This is a genomic window from Actinomadura decatromicini, assembly GCF_008121305.1.
Lineage (GTDB): Bacteria > Actinomycetota > Actinomycetes > Streptosporangiales > Streptosporangiaceae > Spirillospora > Spirillospora syzygii.
In genome coordinates, this window is the sequence record NZ_VSRQ01000005.1 from 562,703 (window position 1) to 586,193 (window position 23,491).

The following is a 23,491-nucleotide window of genomic DNA, read 5'->3' on the forward strand; positions in this document are numbered from 1 at the left end:
GTGGACGGGAACGTTCACGCAGGTCAAACCGTTGATGTTCATGCGGGGTTTCGACGGGGAGGCGGGCGGAAGTGCGGTTCAACGGCGTCAAGACGGCTGCCCTGATCGCGGCGCTGTCGGCGTTGGTGCTCGTCGCCGGATGGACGGTCGGCGGCCGGGCCGGGCTGACGATCGCGCTGGTCATCGCGCTGACGACCAACGGCGTCGCGTACTTCTTCAGCGACCGGATCGCGCTGCGCTCCATGCGCGCCCACCCGGTCGGCGAGGTCGAGGCGCCGGTGCTGTACCGGCTCGTCCGCGAACTGGCGAACTCGGCGCACCAGCCCATGCCGCGCCTGTACGTCTCCGAGACCCGCCAGCCCAACGCGTTCGCCACCGGACGCAACCCGCGCAACGCCGCCGTCTGCTGCACCCGCGGGATCCTCCAGATGCTGGACGAACGCGAGCTGCGCGCCGTCCTCGGGCACGAGCTGTCCCACGTCTACAACCGCGACATCCTGATCTCGTCCGTCGCCGCCGCCATCGCCACCGTGATCACCTACCTGTCGCACCTGGCGATCTTCATCCCGCTCGGACGCTCGGACGACGACGACGGCCCCGGCCTCCTCGGCGCGCTGCTGATGATCGTCCTCGGCCCGGTCGCCGCCGCCGTCGTGCAGATGGCGATCAGCCGCACCCGCGAGTACGCCGCGGACGCCGCCGGGGCCCGGCTCACCGGCGACCCGCTCGCCCTCGCGTCCGCCCTCCGCAAGATCGACGCGGGCACCCGCGCGATGCCGCTGCCGCAGGACCCGGAGCTCGCCACCACCAGCTCCCTGATGATCGCCAACCCGTTCGCGGGCGCCGGCATCGGCCGCCTGTTCTCCACCCACCCGCCCACGGCCGACCGCATCGCCCGCCTGGAGCGCATGGCCGGCCGCCGCCGCTAGCGGTCGTCTTCAGAACTCGGCCCAATTCCCCCGAACCATTCCGGACGCGGCGGCGTCATAACCCAACGAGAGCGCGCCGGCCACTTCTGCGGGGGATGGGGCCGGCGCGCTCCCTCATGTCACCGGTAGTTCACGAACTGGAGCGCCACGTCCAGGTCCTTGCCCTTCAGCAGGGTGATGACCTGCTGGAGGTCGTCCTTCTTCTTCGAGGTGACGCGCAGCTCCTCACCCTGGATCTGGGCCTTGATCCCCTTGGGCCCCTCCTCCCGGATGATCTTGCCGATCTTCTTCGCGTCCTCCTGGGCGATCCCCTCCTTGAGGCTCACGCTCAGCTTGTGCACCTTCCCGGACAGCTTCGGCTCACCGGCGTCGATCGCCTTCAACGAGATCTGCCGCTTGACGAGCTTGTCCTTCAACACGTCGAGCACGGCGTTCGCCCGCTCGGCCGTGTTCGCCTGGATCTCGATCGTCTCGCCGGACCATCTGATCCCCGCGTCCACGTTCCGGAAGTCGAACCGGTTGGCCACCTCCTTGGCGGCCTGGTTCAGCGCGTTGTCGACCTCCTGCCGGTCGAGCTTGCTGACGATGTCGAATGACGAGTCCACCTGAACACATCTCCCTCTGCTACTCCCCGGGCCTCCCCGGGGGAGGGAGGCAAGGCCAATGTTTCTCTTCTACTACGAAGACGACGACGAGCAGGAATCGGAGCGCGCCGCGCGGGCGGTGTGGCGTGAACTGCGGGCGCAGTCGGCCGACTGGCTGTTCGTGTGCGCCCTCGCCGTGGCCGTGCTGATCCTGTCCGACCGGATCGGCTAAAAGACTGGCGCCCGTCCTCGGAAGAGGGCGGGCGCCGAGTGCATCGCGGGATAAGCCTACGCTCCGGCCTGATCGTCCGCCGGGAGAATCTCCACCCCGATCGCGAGCACGCCGAGACGTTCCTTCTCCGGCGGGTAGATGCCGCGGATCACGTCGAGAAGATCCTCGCGGCTCTCGCCCAGCTCGCCACCGATCGACCGAGGGTCCTCGGCGTCGAGCATCGCCTCGAACGTCGGATACTCGGTCACCCGCGTGACCCGCGTCCGCAACCGCTTGTCGCCAGAGACGAACGTCAGGTCTTGCCCTTCCCGGATTTTCCGCATGCTGGCGTAGCCGACCCGGACCTCGACCGTCTTGACGCCCTGCTCGATCAGGTCGAGGTAGGGGCGGCGGATGTTGATCTCAGACTTCCCGGTCTCGCTCGTCGTCATCACCTCGCCGGTTGTACGTGCCTGTACATCTCGTGGAAGTCCCGCACCGCCGGGACCTCGGGATGCCGAGCAGCTAGCGCCCGGTCAAGGTCCCCTGCCCGCGACCGCACGGAGTCCACCAGGCGGGGCGAGGCCAGCGCGCGCCGTCCCATGGCCGCGGCCTCCTCGGGTTCGCCGAGCGCGGCGAGCGCAATGCCGAGGTCGACACGGGCGATCGCCTCGCGGCTCGGTGAGCGCGCCGAGTCCGGCAATGCCTGCTGCTCGTCGATGGCGGCCTGGGCGTGCGTGCGGGCCTTGGCGAAGTCGCCGCGGTCGGCGTCGCCGAGCCAGATGTAGGCCGACGCCGGGTAGGACGTCATCGCGAGCGCGGCCAGGTTCCCGGTGTCGACCGTGAAGCGCAACGGCGCGCGGGCGGGAAGCCTGCCGTACACCTCGCCCGCCTCATGCAGCATGTCCTCGCACTCCTCGCGGTCGCCGAGGCGAGCATGAGCGCGGGCGGCCTGCGCGCGGAGGCGGACGGCGAGCGGGTGGGTTTGCGGGGCGCGGGCGATGCCTTGCCGGGCGGCGGCCAGGGCGCGGTCGGGACGATCGGTGTAGATCGCGATCGACGCCATGGCATCGGTTGCCCACGCGCACAGCTCGTCATGGCCCGCCTGGTCGGCGTGCTCGTAGGAGTCGACCGCCCAGGACTCCGCGGCGAACGGGTCGCCCAGGTCGTGAGCGAGCCAGGCCAGCGCCTCGGACAGCCACGCGGCGTAGACGTACAGTTCGCGCGCTTGCTTGAGGGTGTGGGGCCCTTGGATCAGGTCGGCGACGCGGTGCCGGTAGGAGCGCGTCATGGCGAACAGATCGGCGGGGGTGTCGCGGCTGTACGCCCGGTCGATCTCGGTGATGACCGCGTCGAGGTGGGCGAAGGTCCCGGCGCCTACGGAGGTGGCGCCGGCGAGCCGAGTGAACTCCATGGCTTCGGCGGCGGTGCCGCGCAGCACCCGGTGTAGGACCTCGGGCGCGACGGCGGCGACGCCGAGTTTGAGTGCGTCCCGGCGGCCTTGCAGGGGGCCGTCGCTGGTCTTGCGCGCTTGCCGGTCAGGGGCCTCTGCGAATAGTTCGGCCTCTGGCTTGCCGGTCACCTTCGCGTACAGCGGCCGGTAGATCGGGCCGGGGATGTTGTCGCCGCGCTCCCATTGTTTGATCATGTCGGCCAGGCTCTTCACGCCCGGTAGATCATCGGCATCGTCCCCGGCGGCGCTGCGCATCATGAGCGCCCATTTCTCGCGGGACCGGTGGGCTCGGCCGTGCTGGTCGCGTGGTTCTTCGCGCAGCTTGCGCAGGCGTGCGCCGATGATCGTTGCGGCGGACATGTTGCGATGCACCTCTCGCCGGTCGTCAGGAGGAGTTGCCGAGTGGGCGCCCCTCCTCTCCCCTCCTGAGTCTCCCGCTAGTTCTGTGGCGTCCGCCACAGCTTCACTGGACGTGACCGGAACAGTGCATCGCGGCAGGACGGTTTCCCGTGAAGACGATGACGCCCGACGACGTTCAGCAGGCCAAGGAGAAGTTGCGCGCCGAGTTCCCGAAGTGGAACATCATCCGGACCGACACCGGCAAATGGTGGGGAACCCGCGGGCCCCTGACCCGAGAAGACCTGAGCGGCGTCGCGGACGTCTCCGCGGACACCCCTGACGAGCTCGCCGAGGCAATCCGGAAGGTCATCCGCGATGACGGGTGACGTCGTGCTCATGAGCTCGCCGGACGGATACGAGGTCTACGGCGGGAAGGCCGACGGCGTTTACATCATCGCCGAACAGGACGGGCCGGTAGTCGGCGCGTTCTACGCCATGTCCGGCTCGTCCGGCTGGTGGCACGGCCATGCCTTCGGCAAGCCGAGGAAGTTGTGGCAGCCCGGCAACCCTGACCCCCTGACCCTCGCCGAGCGCTTCCTCCGCCGCTGAGCCGTAACGCCGAGGCCGGTATTGGTGCTGAGTTAAATAGCGAGAGATTCTCATCTTTCTAGACGCCGCGGCTCCGGTCTGTGTGCGCGACACGGCCGGGGTCGCGGTCCCCCTCGTGAACCGCCGGCACCACCCGCGCGTCACAGGACCAGCACCCCCGCCGCGCGGCCCCTACCCCTCCGAGACGGGACACCACCATGCACGGCACCCCCAACCCCTACGGCCCGCCCCCGCCGCCGCCCATGCCGGGACGCCCCCCGTCCCACGCCCGGGAGGGGCGCGCCCGAGGATGGGTCATCGTCGCCCTCGCCGTTGTCGCCCTCGCGGTCATCGCCGGGTTAGCCGCCGCCATGGCGCCGGACGACGAGAAGCCGGCCGCCGCCGCCACGCCCCCCGCGAAGGCCACGTCGACCCCGTCCATGGAGACGTGGGAGTACGTCCCCGCGGCACGTCGTACGGCGTTCGTCGCATACCTGCGACGGCTCGACCCGGGCCTCACCCCGACCTCCACGGGCGCGCGGCCCAGGCCGCTACGCCGCGCCGTGTCCGTGTGCTGGGACATCTACGACGGGAAGTCCGCGGCGACCGTGCTCCGCAATACGGCGCTCCGCTACAACGGTGGGCAGGCGTCCGTACCGGAAGGGTCGGAGAAGGCGCGGCGGATCCTCGCCGCGGCGAAACGGTGGATCTGCTCGTCCCCCGAGCTGCGCGCGCAGTACGACGCACGGCACCCGTAGGCACGACGAAACCGCCCCGCCCTCCCGAAGGAGGACGGGGCGCAGTCGTTTACGGGTCTACATGCGGTTCGGGTGCCGCGGAGTGTGCGCGGCGAGCCACCCCGCCGCCGTCGTCCCGGCGCCCGTGATGGCCGTGATGATCGCGGCGTGCAGGTACTCCGACGCGCCCGCGAGGACCGGCGCCTTCGTCACGGCGACGGCGACGACGAAGGACGCGAGCACGCTCGCGAACCCGGCCGCCTTGACCTTCGTCTCCATCGGTTCCTTCCGGGTGACATCTCGCATGGGGGTTCCTCCTCTACTTGACCCGCAGGAGAACGGGCCACGTCTGGGGACCGACCTCGCCGTCGGCGGTCACGCCGCCCCAGCGCTGGACGGCCTTGACGGCAGCCTCCGTCGCGGACCCGAAGTCGCCGTCCAGCGTCACGGGGTGGGACCGGGCGGCCAGGAGACCCTGGACGGTCTCGACGTGCTCGCCGCTCGCGCCGCGCTTGAGAGTGGGGAGTTGCTGCAACATGGCCTCCTGCCAGTCGAGGGACGGGGACGGCGGAACGTACGCCCCGCCCGTGTAGGCGGGGCGCCCGTAGCCGTAGATCCGCGACGATGCCCTCGTGACGGTCTTCCGATACACGCCGTCGCCGTTGTAATAGGCGCCGTTCAGACTCCCCGAGGTGTTGCCACCGATCGTGGTGATGGTCCGCGAGTTGACCGCGATGACTAGCTCGACATGCGTCGTCCCGGCGGGCCCGTAAAACACCCAGTCGCCGACGTGCGGAGTGGAGCTCCACCGGCCGCGGCTCTTGAACCACGAGACAGCGACCGCGCACCCGGCCGTCTTGGGGTAGTCGGTCCCCGCGCGGCCCCCGGCGCGGTCGGCCACCCAGGACTGGAACGACGCGCACCACGGGTAGCCGTAGCCGCCCGCCCCATACCCGCTGATCGTCCCGAGCCACCGGTTGAACTTCGTATCGTTGGTGCCACGCTCGCGGTATCCGACCTCGTTGGACGCTGCGCGGATCGCGGCGTCGATGGTGTACGGCATGGGCCTCCTTACTTGACGGTGAGCGACACGAAAACCCCGACCCCGGTCAACACCGCGGCGATAGCCGAGATGACGAGGGCCCAGATCGTGAGCGCTCGCCGTGCCTGCTCCGCCTGGTGCGCCTGCCGCTTGTCCGCGTCCTCGCGCAAGCGGTTGTCCCGCTGGTCGAGCTCCTCGCGAGTGACGGTCGTCCGGTCGAGGTGGTCGACCCGGTCGTCGAGGCGGTGAACGTCCCGCTGTAGATCGTCGGTGCGGCGCGCGGACTCCTCCTGCGCCTGCCGTACGAGCCGGATCTCGCCCTCGATGCGTGCGAGCGTCGTCATGACCTCCCCGCGCAGCATGGCCAGCTCAACCCCAGGCGTCTCGTCGGCGCCCATCAGGCGGTCCGCCAGACGACGAGACGGCTCCCCGCGGACAGGCCCGTCGCGCCCGCGTTGCTGACGTTCTGCGCCCACTGCAACCGGAGCGTCCCCGCGCTGACGGTGGTGACGATCGCGGTTTCCCGGATCGCGCTCGCCAGGCTCGCCGACTCGGTCCCGTAGCTCACAGTGGTGGTGAGCTGATGGACACTGGCCCTCATCAGGGACGAATCCCGATCGGTGCCGACCGGGCCATAGCAGTACTTGAGGCCGGACGCGCCGGACGGCACCGACCAGGCGGTTTTGAACTGTGCGGCCGCGGGCGAGAACGCGCTGATCTCGAACTCGACGCGGTATTTCGCGTTCGCGGCAAGGGCGATGAAAAGATCGTCATCGTCCTGCAAGGTCAGCGAACTAACGATCGACTCGTCGATCGTTTTCTCAACGATGTTCGGCAGGCCCGATCGCCACAGTTCGGCGGTGAGCCGTTGTCCGGCTCGGACGTCCGGATAGGTGGTCACGGGCGCCTCCTAGATGGCGACATAGGTTGGATCGGCGAGGGCCACGTCCGCGCCGGCGGCGTGCGCCTTGACGATGCCGTTCACGGCGCGGACGACCGTGAACGTTTGCGGGCTGGACGCTCCGGAAATGGCGGTGACGGTGACCCGCTCGCCATCGATCATCACGTCGAACGGGAACTCGTCGAGCGAGGTCGTCCAGATCGGGCCCTGCGTCGTCGCGACGGACAGGCTCGGCGACGAGCTCGACGCGCCTGCTGCGAGCTCCGACCCGGCCGTGTCGAACCGGGCGGCGTCGTCGAGGACGCCGACGTTCCACGGGCCTGCGGGGGAGGCGTTGCAGTCGATCCGCCACCGCAACAGTTCAAGAACCTCGACGTAGCCCTGAACGAGGGCGTCCGCCGGGCCCGGCGGCAGCCACGGCGGCAGATCACCGACGGTGGCGCGGTCCCCGAAGTCCATCGCGACCGCGGCAGCGATCAGGCCCGGCGCCTTGTGCAGCTTCACGCCGAGGGACGGATACCGGGCCTGGTCCCAGGTCCCCGTATGCACCCGCCACCCCGCCAGATCGGGCAACACGTCATCGTCGGCCACGTTCACCGTCTCCTGTAGGTCGTACGTCCCGACGCCGTCCGGCGGGGGCAGCACCGACAAGGGCCCGGACTCGACCACGACCCGCGCGGACGACCCGCCCTCACGGGTGATCGTCGCGTCGTTCACGGTTCCCTGGTCGTCGTCAACGGGCTCGAAAGGCGCGGCAAGCCCCGGCTCACCGTAGGTCAGGGTGAGGGCGGGAACCTGGTTGTAGAGGCTGGCACAGGTGCGGTATTCGAGGCCGATCTCGTCGCGCGCTTCGCCGAGGATCCCCCCGTCCGCGTCCGCGCAGTCCTCCAGCAGATCCAGCAGCGCACCGACCTTTTGCGGGCCCATCGCCGCAGTCTCGGGCGGCTGCCCGACGACGGTCATTGGGACATCGTTCTCGTCGGCGAGGCGGACAAGACGGTCCGCGGCGAGCTCACCCGTGAATGCCTGGAAAGCGTCGTCGGTCACGGTGTTTAGAATCGTGGCCCGGTTGTAGATGGCTATATGCCCGATGCTCGTGTCGCCGAGGTCGGTCGGGTCCCCGACCGTCACGGTACGAATAACGCCCATGGTCGCGCTGACCCCAGCGCCAAAACTCGGCTCCGGGGCCTTTCCCTGTTCCTGGATATAGAGATCCCACGTGCTATTAGTGGTGAACTGCGTCAGGTTGAGCGCTATCCGGAGCAGCTTTCCGTGTACGGCGAGGCCGGATGACTGCTCGTGGATTTTCGCGCCGTCACGGTCGTACACGGTGACGCCCAGCACCCCGCCCAGCGCTGCCGAGTACCACAGATCCCACTGTGCGCCCTGACCCGTGGTCGACAGGGCGAGGAGTCGCCGCGGCCCGTCGAGCGCCGTATCAGGCATGTGCAGCAGCATCACGAGGGATTGCTCGGCGAAGATCTCGGGGATGCTTCCCGGCTGCGGTGTGAACCCTGGAACGGCGCCGGCGACACGGCCAGTGCCCATGCGCGGGATCGGCGCCGACCCGACGAAATCGGAGTCGGAGGCGTAATCGATTCCGTCCCGGGTCACGCGCAGCGGACCAGCGCCGATCATGGCGGACGCGAATTGGCCCCCGGCGTCCTCCATGGGCCAGTACGCAACGAGGCCCTTCTCCTGGGGGATGGACCGGCGAAGGGTCGATTGCACCGCGGCCCGGCCCTGCCCTAGCCGCCGCTTAACCCCCGATCCCTCGATCGGTGTCGTGATCTGGTGCCCGCCCAGAGACCATTTCTGCGGCCACGTCGAGACCTCGCCGTGGAACCGGGCTGGACGCAGGAGGCGGGCGCCGCCGTGCGCCGACCAGGGGAGCCCGTCCGCGGCCGTCCACTCCGTGTCGCCTTCGGCCTGCTCGGTGATGCCCGGATCGGCGATCACCGCCCCGGCAAGGTTGGCGAGCTGGAAGGCATGCAGACGGCCGTGGAACATGCGGAGGTCGGTGAACCCGGACGTCCCGGCGGCGCTCGACCCGATCTCCAACGGTGCCGTGCCGGAGAAGATGCCGCCGGACGCCCCGGCGACGACGTCGCCGAGCTGCGTCCAAGGCCCGGCCAGGGACGGCGCCGTGTAGAAGGTGTACGTTCCCGTGCTCGCGCCGAGGCGGGCGCGGACGGCGAGGCGCCCCGACACGGGGGCGGGAACGGGCACGGTCGAGTTGGCGGCCTTCGCGGTCACGCCGTCCGACGTCCATCGGAGCCGAAGGAGACCGTCCGTTCGGAGGACGAACGCCCACGAGTCTTGAGACCCGTGCCAGTCCCTTTTGCTGGCGAGGGTCATGCCGATGGTGGGCCGCCACGAGTCCGGGGTGATCTCCATCCGGACGTCGACGCCGGTCGTAAGTTCGATGCCTGCGGCGTCCGGGGTAGAGAAGTAGTGCCCATCTCGGCCGGGCATGTAGGCGTAAACGTCGCTGGGCACGTCGGGGTGGTTCACCCGGACGCGGATCGGGGTGTTCCTGCCGATCAGCCCGAAGTAGGGCGAACGGGGGTTGCGGGGGGAGTACTTCCCGCCCGTGTTCCGTAGCGTGAGGGACAGTTTCGAGGGGGCGACTTCGGCGGCCTCGTCGGCGCGGCCCCGCTCGATCGTGATCGGGTTTCCGGTGAGGACATCCCCCGTGATCCGCTCCCACGTGTCGCCGATTTTCAGCTCGACGTCGGTGGCGAGCGGCGCGTCAGGGAACGTCGGCGGGTTCGGCTGGCTGCCGCTGCCGGTGAGGCTCGCGGTCGCGGTGATGGTGCCCGTGCCGGACGCGCGCTTGAACCCGGTCCCCGATGCGGTCGCCGTTGCACTGGCGGTTCCGGTGCCGGATGCGATCTTGCGGCCGGACCCGGTAAGGGCCGCCGTCGCGGTGATGGTGCCCGTCCCAGACCGCGGTGGGGTGACAACCGGCCCGATCTCGGCGGCAGTGTTGGCAACGGCGAACTCGTCCAGCCATAGCCGCCCCCACGTCGGGCTCACCGCTGGCATTCCGAACCGGACGGCTTCCAGCCCGGAGCCGACTCCGAGCCCGGTGGACGACACGGAGGTGAGGACCGTCCCGCCGTTGCCCGTGTAGACGTTGACCACGACCGCGCCGTTGTTGTGGACGCCCTCGATGCGAAGCTCGGTCGAGGTGGGGAGCGCGGCGGCGCTCGTAGAGACCGCCGTCCCGCCGGCGTTGCGCAGCCGCAGCAGCCCGGCCGTCGTCACGTCGACGAACCAGAGCAACGCGTTGCTTGCGGTGTACGCGCTGACGAGCCGGCCGCCGTTCGCGGGCGGGAGCGCGGACAACTCGACGTAGCAGCGCGCCGCCCATGCCGTCAACGACGTCCCGACGACCGCACTGCCCCAGATCAGTTCCGCGGCCGTCGCGGCGGCCTGGTCCATCTGGATGCGCGGAGCGTGCAGGCCGCCGGACGCCTTGACCGTGAAGGCGCTCGCGGTGACGGTGCCGAACGGCGTATCCCCGGTCCCGGCGGTTGACGTGGTGACTGCCGTGCCGTCGGCCAGACCCGCCCCCGACCAGGACGCGAGGATGGCCATCAGGTGATGCTGATCGTCGCGTTAGAGAGCTGGTATTGCCATTGCGCGGGGGACGTCTCCGGCGAACTCAGGGCGCCGCCGCCGTAGAAGGTGCCGCCGGAACTCGCCGACCAGACACCGAAGTACGAGACGGTGACCGAGCCGGGAAGGTCGAACAGCTCAGCAGCCGACAGCGACATGGAGCCCGCCGACGCGGCGCCCCAGACGCAGCCCTGCCGCGCGTAGGCGGGTGACCCGCCCGCCGCCTCACTAGCGCCGGTCGTTCCGGGGTCGGCGGTGTGCAGGCTGACGAACAGCCCGACGCCGCCGATTGCGTTGAGCCCTACGGCTTTTCCTGCGTTGCTCAGGCCCACGTGTTCCTCCTGATCGTCATCGGCCGCGCTGCCCGAACGCGAGCTGCACGTTGCCGCGGCCCTCGACGCGGACCCATTCGCGGATCATCTTTTTGAACTCGGCCGGGCCGCCCCGGACGTCGAGAATCACGGTCACGGCGGTGGAAGATCCGTCGTCGCCCCGTCCCGGCGCCGGAGCGGGGCGCCGGACGGTGAACGCGCTCGCCTGCGCGCTCCGGAGGATCCGGGTTACGCCGGTCACCGCGGACATGATGCGCGGACCGGAATGGGTGATCCCCTCAGCGAGCGTCACGCCGTAGCGTTCGCCGGTCAGCCGCGGGCCGCCCCGGCGCTTGGTGAACGCGGTCGCCTGCGCGGACGTCACGGTCCGGGCGAGGCCCGTGGCCGCCGACGCGACCCGCCCGCGGGACGTCGTGATGCCGGCCGCGAGCATGATCCCGATTTTCTCGCCGGACAACTGCGGGGAGCCGCGCCCTGATAGCGGGCCTTCCTTCGCCGGGGAGAACGGCAAGTAATTGCGGATCTTGCCCGCGATGTTCCGCATCGCGCCGCCCACGTCGCCTACCTTGCTCGTGATTCCGCGAATCAGCCCGGAGATCACGTTTCGGCCTGCGTTGTAGAGCAGGGAATTCATGCCGCCAATCCCGCGGCGGATCCGGCCCGGGAGTCCTCGCATCCATCGCACCAGACCGGCAGCCTTCGAGATGGCGGCCAATGCCATGCGGCCGAAGTATGAGGCCACGCGCCCCGGTAGAACGGCGAGACCGAAGATGGCAGCTAGCACATTCCGGACGCCGGACCTCACGAATCCCTTGACCTTGTCCCAGGCCCATTTCGTTAGCGCCCCGAGCAGCTTTCCAATGAGCCTCATGGGTAGAGTGAAAAGCTTTACGGCACCTTGCAGGATTGACCATACGACTTGTACGGCGCCGCCGACGATACCCTTGATGCCGTCCCAGACGCGGCCCCAGTCGCCGGTAAAGATTCCGGCGAAGACGTCGAATATGCCCTTGATCATCCGGAAGACGCCCGACCAGTAGCCGAGGAAACCGTCGATGAAAGTCGAGAGAATCGTCAGCAGCGGACCGCCGAAGATCGACCAGGCACCCGAGATGATATCTATCGCGCCCGAGATCGTGTCCGCCGCGAGCCCGACAATTTGGCCGATCTTATTCGACCACTCTTCGACCTTGTCCTTATTCTCGTCGAGCCACTTCTTGATGCCGCCGATCGCGTCGCCGACCTTGTCTCCGGCCTTGTCCCAGACGCGCTTTACCTTGTCGACGGTGCCCTGATTGTCCCCGACCCATCTCTGAAAAAATGCGTTCGCCTTGCCGCCGAACTTGGTTAGCCCGGGGAGGACTTTCCCGCCGAACAGGTCGACGACCTTGCCTTTAACGGTGCGCTCGAACGTCGTGAGGTTTTGCGACGCCGTATCGTGGAGCGTCTTCCCCATCCGGTCGGCGGCGCCCGCCGTCTTGCCGAGGCTGTTCTGCGTGGTGTCCAGACTGGCCAAGAACTTCGGGATTTCGCCGGTGTTCAGGTCCTCCAGCGGCGTCCCGAAAAGCGCAAGCGCGGCCTGACTTTGCTTGGCCGGGTCCTTGATTCCGCGCAGCTTGGAAATGATCAGGTCGAACGCTTTGCCGCCGCGCGCGCCGCCCGCGAGAAGATCCTTGGTCATCTTCGACGTGGACAGGCCCAGCGTTTTATAAGCCTCCTGCGTGGACGTCGACATGTCCGTCGACCTGATTGTGAATTCCTTTAGCGCGTCGCCGGTTTTGTCGATGCCATACATGCCCTTAGCGGCACCCTGCGCGAGAAGCTCGAAAGCCTTCTTGCCTTTGATCCCGATTTGATTCATGAAAGGGCCGTACTCGTCGAGCGCGTCGACGACGTCCTCGCGGACGTTTGCGGGAACGCGCTGCAACACGGCGGTCAGGAGGTCGACGCCCTCCGTTGCGTTTTTCACCAAACCGGTTTTGACCATTTGGCCAACGACTTGCATGGACCGGTTGACGTCGAGCTCGAAGACGTCGGCGAGGTCGAGGGCGCGCGCCGTCATCGCCTGCACGGCGGATTCGTTGGCGCCGCGCATTCCGTCAATTGACGTTACGACCGCGCCCACGGCTTCGGTCACCTGGCCCATCTCGGCGCCGTAGCCCTTGTTGTAGAGGCCGCCCGCGATCTTTCCGAGCCGCTCGGCCTCCGGTCCGAAAGCCCCCACCTGGGCCTTGAGTTTCGCGACGGAATCCTGCCGCTCCATTGCCCCGGCGAGGCCGGTCATGAAGACGCCGCCGACGACGGCGCCGGCCGCGAGCCACGGGCCCGCCTTCATTAGCCCGGCGAACTTCCCGGCAAGCCCCTTGAACTTGCCCTTGCCGCCGCGCTCGGCGCCCTCGCCAACTCCCTCGCCCGCGCCCTCGCCCGCATCGCGCCCCGACCGGCTGAACCTGCTACGGCCGTTACGGATGCGGCTTTCCGTCCCGCGGACGAACTCGTCGCCGGCCTTCTTCCCGGCCTGGCCTGCCTCGTCGGCCGCCCGGTCGAGGCCCTGCCCGAGCTCGCGGGCGGCGGCGCGGCCGGTCTGCTCGAAGTCGTCCTCGACCCGGTCGAGGCTGCTCCGGGTCGTCGATTCGAGGCGGTTGATTCCGCGTTCGGCCTGCTGCATGGGCCGCGTGAATCCGCGGTCGTCCAGGCTGATCGTTCCGACCAGCTCGCCGAGGTCGAGGGCCACGAGGCGTCACCCCCTCGCGTGCCTAGTACTGCTCCGGCTGCTGCTCGTCCTTGGCCGGCGGGCGGAACCGGCGGTAGAGCCGCGTGTCGGCGGCAAATAGGCCCTCGATGCGGACTTTCAGCCACCGCCACGTGCGGTCAGCGAGGATCCCCGATTCGGCGTCGATGCCGTACACGTCGTGTAGGTCGGCCTCGATCAGGCGCCATTCGGCGAGGACTTCGGACCAGGTCAGGCCCGCTTCTTTGCCGAACCCTTCCGCGCCCTCGTACCACTCGTAGAGCCCTGTTTCTTCGTCGAACGTGCCGCAGCCGCGGAGGCCCGGCGGGTGGCCCGGTTCGGTGAGCCCGCCGAGCCGTCCGCTTCCGGGAGGTCACCCCCGGCCTTCCAGTACGCCTGGGCGTCCTCGCGGCTGGCGGTCGTCCTGAGGAACATCGTCATTCCGGCGTGCCCGATGCGCTCCCACTCGACGCCGTCCTTGAGCATCTCGTCGAGGGCGGGGCCGAGCATGCGCTCGTAGAGGAGCCGTTCGTCTCCGTCGTTCAGCTTCCCCGCGTCGACGTCGCCGCCGGCCTTGGCCTTGCGGATCTCCTCGACGACCCGTTGCGCCCACAGGCCGTCGAATCCCGAGACGGCCGGGATGCGGTACTTCTTCCCGTTGATCGGCAGCGTGAGGGACGAGTCGAATAGCTCGTCGACGTCCTCGAACTCGTTCTCCGCCATCAGGCGGCCGGGTTCACGATGTCGTTGCGCTTCCCGGACCCGGACAGCTTCGCCGTGACCATGTCGAGCGCCTTCGTGTCGCCGCCGTCCGGCTCCCAGCTCACATTCACGAACCCCTGGTAAGCCTCGGGGCCCCCGTTCCGGTCGTACCATCGGACTTCGACCAGACCGTCCTGCCCGAACTTCGTCGAGGCCGCGCGCAGGATCTCCTGCCCCGGGTCGTAGATGCCGCTGGTGACCCCGATCTTCCGGATGAGCTTCGCCTCGACCGACCATTTGAGTTCGGTCTTGGTCTCCGACGCCCAGCCCTCGCCGTCGTAATCGCTGTCGGTCTCCATGTTCGGCTCGACCGGCGGCTTGAAGTCGGCCATGGCACGGACGTTCGTCCAGTCCGCGACGCCGACCCTGCGGACTTGGAGGATGTACTTGCTCGCCTTGGTGGGGACGAGCTGCTCGTTGCCGGTCGGTGCCGCGTAGGTGAAGCTTGCGGCGAGGGTGACCGCGCCGGGCGAGAGAACGACGTCCTTCGCGCCGACCGTCCCGGCGGGGGCGGTGATCTTCATCAGGGTCTTGGACTGCGCCTGGAACAGGAGCGCGGCGGAGCCGCCGACGGTGACGCCGGAAACGAGGTCCAGGTCGGTCCCGGTGATGTAGTGGACCGTCCCGCCGGTGGTCGGGCCCGTCGGCGGAGTGATGCCGCTGATTGCGATGGCCATGCGTGTTTCTCCTTGCTAGTCGGGCCGGTGGCGGTTCGGCCGGGACGCCTGGATGTAGTAGTTGCAGACGCGCTCGTATCGGCCTGCGGCGTCGGCGCCGAGGACGGCCGTCGAGCGGCGCCGGATGAGGGTCGTCGCGACCATGGCCTCGCCCTCGCCGAGGCGGAGCATTTCGGCGCCGTGGAGCTCGTCCCAGATGGCGTCCGCGAGGTTGTCGGCGGTAACCGGGTCCGTTGTGCCGCGGGTGCGGACCTGGACGGCCTGAACCACGTCGGAGAGGCCCGCGTCCTCGGTCTCCGGGTCGCCGTACGGAGCGAGCGCGACCGCGACGTCCGGAGCGTCGCCCAGCGAGCGGAGGAACACAGGCGGCAGTCCGGTAGGGGCGTAGGCGCCGGTGGGCTGCCAGCGGACGATCCCAGCGGCGGCGAGGTGCGAAGCGAGGCCGACGACGAGGTTCGTCGTCCACCCGTCGGCGGTCACGTGCCCAGGCTCCGGCGGACCTGCGCGGCGACGATCTCCCCGATGGTCCCGGCCTCGTCGTTCATCGGGTCTTCCAAGTACTTCGCCTTGCGGCCGTCGTCGTGGTCGAGGTCGAGGTCTTCGTGTTGGACCACGGCGTAGGGGGTGTCGTAGGAGACTGCGGCGCGTAGCGCGGCGGGGTCGACGCTCGCGACGCCGGACCGTTCGAGGGTCGCCTCCTCGATCGGCACCTGTAGCCGGGAGACCTGTAGGAGGTGTTCGGCGCCGAGCTGGAGCCCGCGGACGGCGCCGGCGCGCTCGGCGTCGGAGAGGTCGCCGAGTTGGAAGCTATTGCGAACGTTGCTCATATGACGACTACCTCGACGTGATCCGGGGTCGGAAGGCCCCCGCCGTCCGCGTCCGTGACGGCGACGGCGACGACCTTCCGGCCGCTGGGAAGGGTGAGCCGAGAGCGAACGGGGCACACCTGGCCAGGTAGGAGAACGACCGTCGTATCGCTGGTCGTGGTCTTCCCGTCGGCCGTCCGGACGGCGGTCGTCTTCGGCACGGCGAGCGCGCGGACGCCGGTGATCGGCGTCCCGTAGACCTCTCCGCGGGCGCCGTCCCCCTCGAACGGCTCGATCGTGACTCGATGCGTGAGCATCCGGCGCGGCATGGCGGGCATCAGCAGCCGCCCGTGTCGGGCGCGTGCCCGGTGAGCCCGGCGTCCTCCAGGGCGAGCCACGCCTGATACGCGATCCCGTTCACCGTTTCCGGGATCGCGCCGGATCCGGCGCCGGCCGCCTGGGTGACGCTGACACCGACGATCGTCGCGGAGGTGACGGCACCGCCCCCGCTGGGGATGCCCTCCTCCTCGCCCCGCCCGACGCGCCATGCCGCGTGTTCGAGCGTCGCCGTCTTCATCGCGGCGAGGGTGTCAGCGTCGGTGGGGAGTCCGGTTTCGTCGACGTCATACCGGGCCGTCTTGGTGGCGCGGCGGACGTCCCGCGACGCCCGGTCGAGCAGCCGCCCCGCGACCGGGTCCGCCGGGGCGGGGTCCGGCGCGAGGAACTCGGCGAGCTCGACGGGCGTCGCGTACGTCGGTGCCACGGCTTACTCCTTCGGGTCGTCGCCGTTGGGGTCGGTCTTCGGGTCGGTCTCCGGCTTCGCCGCGCCGCCGCGGCGGCCCTTCTTCGCGACCTCGTAGCCGTGCCGCTCGAAGTAGCCGAGCACGTGCGGCTCCGGGTCCGTCACCTCGCCGACGCCGCGCGAGAACGCGACTCCGGCGACCTCCCCGGAGTACTCCGGGTTCTGCGCCTTGATCGTGTACGTGGTGGCCACTGTCGGTACCTCCTACTGGACCTTGATGTTCCGGAGCACGGCCGCCGCCTTCGTGGCCATCAGCGCGACGCCGATCGGGCCGAGCTCGACCTCCCCCGTCTTCACCGCACCGGACGTCGTGAAGTCGGGCAGCCACGTCTGGACGAGCTGACCGCCCATGGTCGACAGGCCCTTGAAGCCGTCCTCACCGACCCTGTAGGCGTACAGGTCGGTAAGGCCGGTGATGTTGCCGCCCGCGCCGGCGCCGTCGGTGTCGCGGGTTTCGATCGGGATGATGGGCGAGTTGGATCCGGCCTTGTTGCCGGGGTCGGCGAAGATCACACCGCCGTACGTCTCGCGGGTGATCGGGCGGCCGTTCTGCCCGATCAGGTCGTCGACCGGGTCCTTGGTGTACTGGCCGGCGCGGCGGGCCAGCGCGCGGACGCGCGCGAGCGCCTTGGTGTTTCCCAGGACCAGGGTCGGGGTTCCGTCGAGCATGGACAGCCACTCGTCGAGCAGGTCCAGGGCCTTGAAGGCGGCCCGCTGGTCGGTGTCGAAGTCGGTCCAGTTGATGTAACCGGTCGCGACGCCGTTGTTCAGCGGCAGGTACTCGGTAGACGAGCCGGTGAGGGCCTTGTCGAGACCGTCGAAGCCGTTGGCGTCGACGCCGATGTCGCCGTTGATGACCTCGTCCTGAAACTTGGTCTTGGTCGCCTTGATCTTCTGGTTCAGGTTCAGGGATACCGCGCCGCTGGCGTTCGGGCCGAGCTTCGCGACGACACGGTCGACCTGGAAGGACCCGCCCATCACGGCCAGGTCGGTGGTGTAGCGCTGGGTCGTGACGTTGCTCGCGGTGTACTCGGCGTTGATCGCGCGCGTTGCGGCGGTCGGCTGGGTGACGAGTCGCCGGTACCCGTAGGTCATGGTGGCCTGACCCCCGGCGGGGTTGACGACGTCGTCGAAGATGAGGGAGTCGAGGACGACGGACTCCTTGCGGAACTCGTCGATCACGGCGACGTCAATGTCGTCCTGAACGTTGTTCTTGGCCTCGGCCAGGGACACGGCCATGGCGTCCTCCTACTTCTTGTAGCGGGCCGCCACGGCGGCCTCCAGGGTCTTCGGCTTCTTGGTGGGCGGGCTGCCGCCCATGGGTGCGCCGGACGCTTCCGGCGGGGTGGTGGCGCGGTAGGCCGTGTTGTCCTCGACGGCCTTCGAGATGAGGGCGCCGATCTTCTTGTCGTCGGCCGGGTCGACGCCCTTGAGCTTGTCGAGGAACGACCGGGAGTCGAGCAGCTTGACCGGGTCGGCGCCCTGCTTGATCGCCGACTTGAAGACGGCCAGCTCGACGCGGGCCTCGTTGCCGTCGGTCTGCGACGCGGCGAGTTGCTCGGCGAGCTTGGCCGGGTCGGGGGCGGCGTCGCCGTCCTTGATCAGGCCGAGGGCCTTGCCGATCTGCTGGGCGAGGTCCTGCCTCGCCTCGTCGGCGGCCTGCGCCTTTGCGTTGGTGCGGGCCTTCCCGGCGTCGGCGCGGGCGTCGCGTAGTTCCTTCTGCGCCCATGCGGGGAGTGACGAGACGTCGCCCTCTCCGCCGTTCTGGCCCTGTCCCTGGTCCTGGCCGTTGTCGGGCGGGGTCTGCCCGCCGTCGTTCTGGCCGGTGCCCGGGTCGGTGCCACCGTCGCCGGTTCCGCCGTTGCCTCCTGCGTTGTCGCCGCCGGTGCTTCCGGTGCCGTTGTCGCTCATTGCGGGACCCTCCCGGGGTGCTCGCGGTTGGTGCGGCCGGGCGCCTGGCCTGGCCGTTCTTGCAGTCCCGCACGCCGGGCGCGGGCAGTCTCAGAAATCTTTGTCCGGAAGGTGGACATGGTTGCCTAGTCTCCGTTAACGTTGTCCGTATCGCGGACGACGTTCCCTAACTCCTTAGGAGGAGACATGCAGAACTGGCTGGAGATGGACGCGACGGCCTTCCGGACGCTCGACGAGTTCGCCACGCAGCTCGGACTGTTCGCGCAGGACGGCGACGAGTTCGGCGACTACGACGTGTTCACCGCGATCCGCGAGGCCGAGGAGGAGGCCGCGGCCGCGCGCCGCGCCGCCGAGGAGGCCGCGCCGGTCGTCGCGATGCCGGAGCGCACCGACGGCGCCCTGTTCGGCCTCACGGTGTCCGAGGTCCCCGCCGACGGTGCCCTGTTCTCGGTGGTGGCTGCCTGATGGCCGCAGTTGAGCCGCAGACCGGGCGGCGGCGCGCGCCAGCCGCGCTATACCGAGCGTTCCGTAACCGTCTCGTCCCGGCAGCTTTCGAGGCCGCCAAACAGACCGGGTACTCGCTCGCGACGTACCGCACCAACCGCGATCGGCACTATTCCGCGGTCGACGCGGCCATCGATGCTCAACTCGTCCACGTCGGCGAGAGCCTGCAATCACGTAACGACGACAGCGTCCTAACGGCGTTCCAAAAGCTGCGGCATTCGATGTGGACGCATCGCGACCTTCAGTTTCTCAGCGGAAGCGCTGCCGCCACCGGCGAACGACTCGACGCCGAACACGCCCGCCACTTGGCCGCGCTGCTGCGCATCCTCGCCGACGAGGTCGACGCAATCAGGGCGGGTCTCACGCTACGCGCGGAAGATCACGAGAACGACCAGGCGATCAGCGATTTTGTAGCCCGGTGGGACCGGGAGCGCTCGTGACCGGGTACCTGATCCCCCCTCCGGCCGACCCTCGGCAGCGCGCCGAGTGGGAGGCCGGAGTTGCGGCCCGCCAGCATGCCGGATTGAGTGTGCTCGTGGGAGACGACTACCTGACGGACGGGCGCCCGGCGCCGCTCGGGACCGTGCTGCGCTACCTGACCCGCGACGACATCGGGGCCTGGTTCGGCGTGTCCGGTGACGCCGTGCGGAAGTGGCAGGAACGCTATGCCGACGGCGAGACGTACCGGCCGTTCCCAGCGCCGGACGTCATCCTCGGCGGCACCCCCGGATGGTCGCCCCACCGTGAGGCCGAGATCTACGCCTGGCACAAGGGCAAGCCCGGCAGGGGCGCGGGTGGCGGCCGTCCGCGCAAGGAACGTCAGCCGGAGTAGTCGACCGTGTCCGTACGGGTCTGGGCGTAGCCGCGGAGCCACATCCGGGCCTGCGCCCTTTCCTGCGCGCTTTCGCCGTCCGGATCGTGTGGGCATGCCGTAATCGGCTGCTCGGCCGTCCCGGCGGCCCTTCCCGCGGCGATAGCGCGCAGCATCGGTAGCGCCTGCGCGGCGTCCTCGATGCTCATATCAGGAAGTCTCCCCCACCCTGGTCGCGGAGTCTACGGATCGCGCCGGAATCGTCGAGGAGCTGCGCTTTCCACTCGGCGAACGTCATCCGTCCGTGCTGGTCCCACCAGGCTTTCAGCTCATCGGACGCCCATTTCCTCGCGGTCGCTTCCGGTCCGGAGAAGAGGCGACCGGGGTCGATGCCGCGGGCCTCGCCCGCGCGGTTCAGCAGCGCGCCGCGGGTCGCGCGCTCGGCGGCGAGCCACTGCCGGTGTACGTGGTCCTTGTAGGAGGCACGGGCGAGATCCTCGAACCCTCGCCCGGTGAAGCCCTCCGCGCGGAGGTCATCGATCGCGCGGCGGCGTCGCTGCGTCGCGATGCTGATCCCGTAGACCTCTTCGATTGCCTCTTCTTCCGGGACCCCGGCGCCGAGCAGTTCCTCCATGCGCTCGGCGCGTTCCTCGGCCTGCTGTTCGCGGCGGCGCTCGGCGCGCTCGCGGTTGGCGGCGCGTCGGGCCTCGGCCGCGCGGCGCTCGACGTCCCGGCGGTCGACCTCTTTCGCGAGCCGCTCGAACTCGTCCGGGTCGCGTTCGAGCGCCTCCAGCATGCGGCGTTCGAGGTCGTCGTCGGGCAGGGTCCGCGGGTCGAGCCGCGGCAGGGGCGGCGATTCCAGTTCGGGCTGGTCCGGTGCGGGCTGCCGGTCGAGGGCGGGCGGCTGGTCGCGGTCGTCGACGCGGCGCGTCCGGGACGGCGGGCGCGGCGCCGGGCCGCCGTCGAGGGTCGGCTCGCGCGGCGGACCGAGGTCGCCGGCCGGGCCGCCCTGGGGGCCGCCGCGCGGCGGGGTGTTCCCGGCGCCGGGCTGCTCCCGGTACCTCAACCGCTTGAGCTCGGGGTTGGCTGCGAGGTGGTCGCGTAGATCGGCCTGCGCGCGGCGGACGCGGGCGTTCGCGGCCTTCCGCGCCTCGGGGGTAAGGGCGGCTTCCGCGCGCTCTTTCTGTCGCCGTATGCGCCGTTCAAGCTCGCGCTGCCGCTGCCGGGCCTTGTCCCCTTCGGGGTCGGCGAGCGGTGGCTTAGGGAGCTTGGACACGCCGGGGAGGTAGACCGAGACGGAGTGACGGCAGTTCGGGTGGAACAGGCCCGCGCTCCGCGCCTGGTCTAGCGTCGCGTACGCCTCGACGGTGGTCATCACGCCGTCGCGGGTGGGGTGCTCGACCTGGACGTTCAACGGTCCGTCGTCCGTCCGGAGGATCTTGCCCTCGAACGGTCTGCATAGCTTGCATTCCTGCGGGCTGTTGCTGACGAGTACGAGGTTCACGCCGATGGAGTCGAGCCGGTCGACCTGGCCCGTGGTCGCGGCGCGCTGCACGTTCGTCCGGGCGGCCATCTCCACATAGGAGGACAGGCGCCACCGTCGCCCGGCGCGGTCGGTAAACGACATGATGCCGCGGTCGACGAGGCGTTGCCACGCGGCTTGAGCGGACTGCCGTCGGGTCTCGGCGCCGGTGAGGATGCGTGCCGCGGCGGCGGCCTGAACGCTGCGGTAAGCGTCCTCGACGTTGCGCAGGATGTTCCGGGTGACCCTGCCGAAATCGCCGTGCAGCGCGGCGGCGAGGGCCTCGACGAACCCCGTTCCGCTGCGCTCCTTGGCTGCCTCGCGGGCGGCCTGCCCGATCCCTGACCGGGGCATGAAGCGTTCCGGCAAGCCTGCCGTTGCGTTCGTCCAGCCGTGCCGGTACGAGCGCGCGAGACCGTCCCGGATCGCCGGTCCCGAGTCGGCTTCGAGGCTCGCGATGACGGCCTGGGCGCCGCGGCGAAGCGCGCGGATCGTGCCGAGCCGCTGCTCGGCGGCCGGGGAGTCGAGGCCCTCGGACAGGTGGCGGGCGACGAGGCGGACGAGCGCGGACTCCGACTCGCGGTAGATGTCCGCGATGGATGCGGCGATCGCGTCGACCTGGTCGGCGTCGACCGCCACGGCGGGGGCCTATTCCTCGACGTCGGCCGGGTCGGTGGGGTCGTCGCCCTCGACCGGGTCGCCGTCGGCGCCGGGGTCGTTCTGCCGGATCAGGTTCGTCATGTTCTCGATCGGGTCCGTTGCGCCGCCGCTCTCCTCGCGGATCCGCGCGACCTCGGCCTTAACCGCCGGCTCGTCCCAATCGGGGTGCAAGAGCCGGACGCGCGTCTCGGTCGATGCGGATTCGGCGCGGTTCACGAGCTCGGCGACGGTGGCGAGGGCCTGCATGTCTGGGGCGATGCTGTCGGCCATCACGACCTCGACCGGGTCGGCCGGAACCGACGAGCCGAACACGTTCCGGGCGAGCTGGGCGTTGATCCAGATCATTTCCGCGAGCGGCGGCCGGGTGTAGAGGCCCTTCTTGCCCTGCGTGATCAGGCTCCGGCGTTCCTTCGCGGCGACCTCGGTTGCGGTCATCGCGACGTCACCGCCGAGCCCGAACGACTGGCCGGAGTAGCCGGTGGCGCGGAGGATCACGGCGAGCTGCTCGGCGAGGGTGTCGCGGTGCTCGACGACCCTGATCGCGAACTGATGCGCCGAGATCTCCATCCGGGATTCTTCGCCGAGCGTCTCCAGGCCCTCGTACAGCTCGCGGTCGAGGTCGAACGATGCGCCCTGGCCGGGGCCGTTGCTGCGGAGGTAGTCGGACGGGACGACGAGGCGGCCCTTGCCTAGCCGCAGGTCCCGCATCCATGACGTCCACGTCTCGTCCGCGGCGTCGAAAAAGCCGAGGACGGGACCGGCGAAGTCGCTGCGGCCGAGGTTCCGGCCTACCGGGTGGGTTCGCCAGTCGCGGTTCGGGCGCATGTTGGGGACGTAGACGGCGGTCGGCCGGTCGTTGATGCCGGTCGCGATCTCGTCCTTGAGACGTTCGGTCTCGGGGTGGGCGGTGAGCGGGAGCCGCTCGCCGAGCTTGCCGGGGTCGCCGAGGTAGAGCCCGTTGTAGATCCAGCCGGGTTCGTGGCGCTCCAGGTGGACGAGGCACTTACCCGCCGGGGTCTCCTCGATCGTCCGCCAGAACGTCACCGCCCACAGGCGATCCCAGCGGAATTCAGGGACGGCGGAGTCGGCGTCGACGTGCGAGATCCAGGGGAGCGGCGCGAGCCGGGTGTCCCACACCGACCGGAGGTAGTAGCCGCCGAGCGCGGCGCCGATCTCGGCGCCCTCCAGCAGGGTCGCGTGCAGGGCGGGGAGCTGGGCGTCCAGCGCGGTCTGCTGCTCGGGGGTCTTCGCCTTGACCGTGGGCGGCTCGGATAGCAGCAGGTCAGCGGACATGGTCGCGATGTCCGACGCGATGGGGACGTGCAGCTTCGCGCGCTGCTCGCCCTCGGGGGTGGGCTGCCCCCAAAACCAGCGGGAGAGGCGCCCGACGATCCCGCCGCGGTACTGCGACGGCCGGGCCTTCGGCTGGTTGGCCTTGAGCGCGTCGTACAGGGCGGTGAGGCGGTCGGGGTTGCCCTGATACCACGAGTCGAGGACGTGATAGTCCTCGAAGATCGGGGCGAGTGGTGCGGGCGGCCAGACGCCCCCGTCGGGAAGCGGCATGC

At 69.6% G+C, this 23,491-nt stretch carries 31 protein-coding genes; 8 read left to right on the top strand and 23 right to left on the bottom strand.

The window, feature by feature from the left end; all coding sequences use genetic code 11:
• Positions 1 to 71: 71 nt before the first annotated feature.
• Complete coding sequence (gene htpX, locus FXF68_RS25380) at positions 72 to 929, top strand: zinc metalloprotease HtpX (protein ID WP_148763351.1); 858 nt, start codon at positions 72 to 74, stop codon at positions 927 to 929.
• 119 nt (positions 930 to 1,048) lie between these two features.
• On the opposite strand, the gene FXF68_RS25385 is transcribed toward htpX, so the two are convergent.
• On the bottom strand, positions 1,049 to 1,534 hold the full coding sequence (locus tag FXF68_RS25385; RefSeq protein WP_148763353.1) for a YajQ family cyclic di-GMP-binding protein: 486 nt from the start codon (positions 1,532 to 1,534) through the stop codon (positions 1,049 to 1,051).
• 58 nt (positions 1,535 to 1,592) lie between these two features.
• Between FXF68_RS25385 and FXF68_RS42545 the strand changes: the two genes are divergently transcribed.
• Positions 1,593 to 1,745 (top strand): hypothetical protein, encoded by a 153-nt coding sequence (locus FXF68_RS42545; RefSeq protein WP_187438100.1) that lies wholly within the window; start codon positions 1,593 to 1,595, stop codon positions 1,743 to 1,745.
• Positions 1,746 to 1,801: 56 nt separating this feature from the next.
• On the opposite strand, the gene FXF68_RS25390 is transcribed toward FXF68_RS42545, so the two are convergent.
• The gene (locus tag FXF68_RS25390) at positions 1,802 to 2,176 is read right to left on the bottom strand and encodes an ASCH domain-containing protein (RefSeq protein ID WP_148763355.1); all 375 of its coding nucleotides are present in this window, start codon (positions 2,174 to 2,176) and stop codon (positions 1,802 to 1,804) included.
• On the bottom strand, positions 2,176 to 3,537 hold the full coding sequence (locus FXF68_RS25395) for an NsdA family TPR-like regulatory protein (protein ID WP_148763357.1): 1,362 nt from the start codon (positions 3,535 to 3,537) through the stop codon (positions 2,176 to 2,178). The genes FXF68_RS25390 and FXF68_RS25395 overlap by 1 nt, the downstream gene beginning before the upstream one ends.
• Before the next feature lie 149 nt (positions 3,538 to 3,686).
• Between FXF68_RS25395 and FXF68_RS25400 the strand changes: the two genes are divergently transcribed.
• From FXF68_RS25400 to FXF68_RS25410, 3 genes are all read left to right on the top strand, one after another.
• Positions 3,687 to 3,902, top strand: a complete 216-nt coding sequence (locus FXF68_RS25400) for a hypothetical protein (RefSeq protein ID WP_148763359.1) — start codon at positions 3,687 to 3,689, stop codon at positions 3,900 to 3,902.
• The gene (locus FXF68_RS25405) at positions 3,892 to 4,125 is read left to right on the top strand and encodes a hypothetical protein (protein ID WP_148763361.1); all 234 of its coding nucleotides are present in this window, start codon (positions 3,892 to 3,894) and stop codon (positions 4,123 to 4,125) included. Before FXF68_RS25400 ends, FXF68_RS25405 begins: the two co-directional genes overlap by 11 nt.
• 197 nt (positions 4,126 to 4,322) lie before the next feature.
• On the top strand, positions 4,323 to 4,862 hold the full coding sequence (locus FXF68_RS25410; protein ID WP_148763363.1) for a hypothetical protein: 540 nt from the start codon (positions 4,323 to 4,325) through the stop codon (positions 4,860 to 4,862).
• Positions 4,863 to 4,919: 57 nt separating this feature from the next.
• On the opposite strand, the gene FXF68_RS25415 is transcribed toward FXF68_RS25410, so the two are convergent.
• The 17 genes from FXF68_RS25415 to FXF68_RS25495 are packed head-to-tail and all read right to left on the bottom strand — an operon-like array spanning position 4,920 to position 18,429.
• Entirely contained in the window at positions 4,920 to 5,147 is a 228-nt protein-coding gene (locus FXF68_RS25415; protein ID WP_148763364.1) for a holin, read from the bottom strand.
• A 13-nt stretch (positions 5,148 to 5,160) separates the two neighbouring features.
• Complete coding sequence (locus FXF68_RS44065; RefSeq protein ID WP_246178927.1) at positions 5,161 to 5,904, bottom strand: C40 family peptidase; 744 nt, start codon at positions 5,902 to 5,904, stop codon at positions 5,161 to 5,163.
• 8 nt (positions 5,905 to 5,912) lie between these two features.
• Positions 5,913 to 6,281 (bottom strand): hypothetical protein, encoded by a 369-nt coding sequence (locus FXF68_RS25425; RefSeq protein WP_148763366.1) that lies wholly within the window; start codon positions 6,279 to 6,281, stop codon positions 5,913 to 5,915.
• Positions 6,281 to 6,784 carry a hypothetical protein gene (locus FXF68_RS25430; protein ID WP_148763368.1) on the bottom strand — a complete coding sequence of 168 codons (504 nt, stop codon included), beginning with the start codon at positions 6,782 to 6,784 and terminating at the stop codon, positions 6,281 to 6,283. The genes FXF68_RS25425 and FXF68_RS25430 overlap by 1 nt, the downstream gene beginning before the upstream one ends.
• A gap of 9 nt (positions 6,785 to 6,793) precedes the next feature.
• Entirely contained in the window at positions 6,794 to 10,387 is a 3,594-nt protein-coding gene (locus FXF68_RS25435; protein ID WP_148763370.1) for a hypothetical protein, read from the bottom strand.
• On the bottom strand, positions 10,387 to 10,740 hold the full coding sequence (locus FXF68_RS25440) for a phage tail fiber protein (RefSeq protein WP_148763372.1): 354 nt from the start codon (positions 10,738 to 10,740) through the stop codon (positions 10,387 to 10,389). The genes FXF68_RS25435 and FXF68_RS25440 overlap by 1 nt, the downstream gene beginning before the upstream one ends.
• Positions 10,741 to 10,756: 16 nt before the next feature.
• Positions 10,757 to 13,474 carry a phage tail tape measure protein gene (locus FXF68_RS25445; protein ID WP_148763374.1) on the bottom strand — a complete coding sequence of 906 codons (2,718 nt, stop codon included), beginning with the start codon at positions 13,472 to 13,474 and terminating at the stop codon, positions 10,757 to 10,759.
• Between the two features lie 22 nt (positions 13,475 to 13,496).
• Positions 13,497 to 13,649, bottom strand: a complete 153-nt coding sequence (locus FXF68_RS25450; RefSeq protein WP_222870082.1) for a hypothetical protein — start codon at positions 13,647 to 13,649, stop codon at positions 13,497 to 13,499.
• Positions 13,650 to 13,702: 53 nt separating this feature from the next.
• Complete coding sequence (locus FXF68_RS25455; RefSeq protein WP_148763382.1) at positions 13,703 to 14,194, bottom strand: DUF7426 family protein; 492 nt, start codon at positions 14,192 to 14,194, stop codon at positions 13,703 to 13,705.
• On the bottom strand, positions 14,194 to 14,910 hold the full coding sequence (locus FXF68_RS25460) for a phage tail tube protein (protein ID WP_148763384.1): 717 nt from the start codon (positions 14,908 to 14,910) through the stop codon (positions 14,194 to 14,196). Before FXF68_RS25460 ends, FXF68_RS25455 begins: the two co-directional genes overlap by 1 nt.
• 15 nt (positions 14,911 to 14,925) lie before the next feature.
• Positions 14,926 to 15,390 (bottom strand): minor capsid protein, encoded by a 465-nt coding sequence (locus FXF68_RS25465; protein WP_148763386.1) that lies wholly within the window; start codon positions 15,388 to 15,390, stop codon positions 14,926 to 14,928.
• The gene (locus FXF68_RS25470; protein ID WP_148763388.1) at positions 15,387 to 15,737 is read right to left on the bottom strand and encodes a hypothetical protein; all 351 of its coding nucleotides are present in this window, start codon (positions 15,735 to 15,737) and stop codon (positions 15,387 to 15,389) included. The genes FXF68_RS25465 and FXF68_RS25470 overlap by 4 nt, the downstream gene beginning before the upstream one ends.
• Complete coding sequence (locus FXF68_RS25475) at positions 15,734 to 16,054, bottom strand: hypothetical protein (protein WP_187438101.1); 321 nt, start codon at positions 16,052 to 16,054, stop codon at positions 15,734 to 15,736. Before FXF68_RS25475 ends, FXF68_RS25470 begins: the two co-directional genes overlap by 4 nt.
• Positions 16,054 to 16,479, bottom strand: a complete 426-nt coding sequence (locus tag FXF68_RS25480) for a head-tail connector protein (RefSeq protein ID WP_148763392.1) — start codon at positions 16,477 to 16,479, stop codon at positions 16,054 to 16,056. The genes FXF68_RS25475 and FXF68_RS25480 overlap by 1 nt, the downstream gene beginning before the upstream one ends.
• A gap of 3 nt (positions 16,480 to 16,482) precedes the next feature.
• Complete coding sequence (locus FXF68_RS25485; RefSeq protein ID WP_148763394.1) at positions 16,483 to 16,710, bottom strand: hypothetical protein; 228 nt, start codon at positions 16,708 to 16,710, stop codon at positions 16,483 to 16,485.
• A gap of 12 nt (positions 16,711 to 16,722) precedes the next feature.
• Positions 16,723 to 17,757: a major capsid protein gene (locus FXF68_RS25490; RefSeq protein ID WP_148763396.1), complete on the bottom strand. Its 1,035-nt coding sequence runs from the start codon at positions 17,755 to 17,757 to the stop codon at positions 16,723 to 16,725.
• A 9-nt stretch (positions 17,758 to 17,766) separates the two neighbouring features.
• Positions 17,767 to 18,429 (bottom strand): hypothetical protein, encoded by a 663-nt coding sequence (locus FXF68_RS25495; RefSeq protein ID WP_148763398.1) that lies wholly within the window; start codon positions 18,427 to 18,429, stop codon positions 17,767 to 17,769.
• A gap of 186 nt (positions 18,430 to 18,615) precedes the next feature.
• On the opposite strand from FXF68_RS25495, the gene FXF68_RS42550 reads away from it, so the two are divergent.
• The 3 genes from FXF68_RS42550 (at position 18,616) to FXF68_RS25510 (ending at position 19,765) form a co-directional block, all read left to right on the top strand.
• The gene (locus FXF68_RS42550; RefSeq protein WP_187438102.1) at positions 18,616 to 18,894 is read left to right on the top strand and encodes a hypothetical protein; all 279 of its coding nucleotides are present in this window, start codon (positions 18,616 to 18,618) and stop codon (positions 18,892 to 18,894) included.
• Entirely contained in the window at positions 18,894 to 19,373 is a 480-nt protein-coding gene (locus tag FXF68_RS25505; RefSeq protein WP_148763400.1) for a hypothetical protein, read from the top strand. Before FXF68_RS42550 ends, FXF68_RS25505 begins: the two co-directional genes overlap by 1 nt.
• An 83-nt stretch (positions 19,374 to 19,456) precedes the next feature.
• Positions 19,457 to 19,765, top strand: a complete 309-nt coding sequence (locus tag FXF68_RS25510; RefSeq protein ID WP_222870083.1) for a hypothetical protein — start codon at positions 19,457 to 19,459, stop codon at positions 19,763 to 19,765.
• Here the strand turns inward: FXF68_RS25510 and FXF68_RS25515 are convergent.
• Genes FXF68_RS25515 through FXF68_RS25525 form a run of 3 tightly spaced genes read right to left on the bottom strand, consistent with a single transcriptional unit; the run spans position 19,753 to position 23,489 of the window.
• Positions 19,753 to 19,953 (bottom strand): Rmf/CrpP fold protein, encoded by a 201-nt coding sequence (locus FXF68_RS25515; RefSeq protein ID WP_148763402.1) that lies wholly within the window; start codon positions 19,951 to 19,953, stop codon positions 19,753 to 19,755. The two genes, FXF68_RS25510 and FXF68_RS25515, sit on opposite strands and share 13 nt — an antisense overlap.
• Complete coding sequence (locus FXF68_RS25520) at positions 19,950 to 21,905, bottom strand: phage minor capsid protein (protein ID WP_148763404.1); 1,956 nt, start codon at positions 21,903 to 21,905, stop codon at positions 19,950 to 19,952. Before FXF68_RS25520 ends, FXF68_RS25515 begins: the two co-directional genes overlap by 4 nt.
• 9 nt (positions 21,906 to 21,914) lie before the next feature.
• Positions 21,915 to 23,489, bottom strand: coding sequence for a phage capsid protein (locus FXF68_RS25525; RefSeq protein ID WP_187438103.1), 1,575 nt, complete (start codon positions 23,487 to 23,489; stop codon positions 21,915 to 21,917).
• Positions 23,490 to 23,491 lie beyond the last annotated feature (2 nt).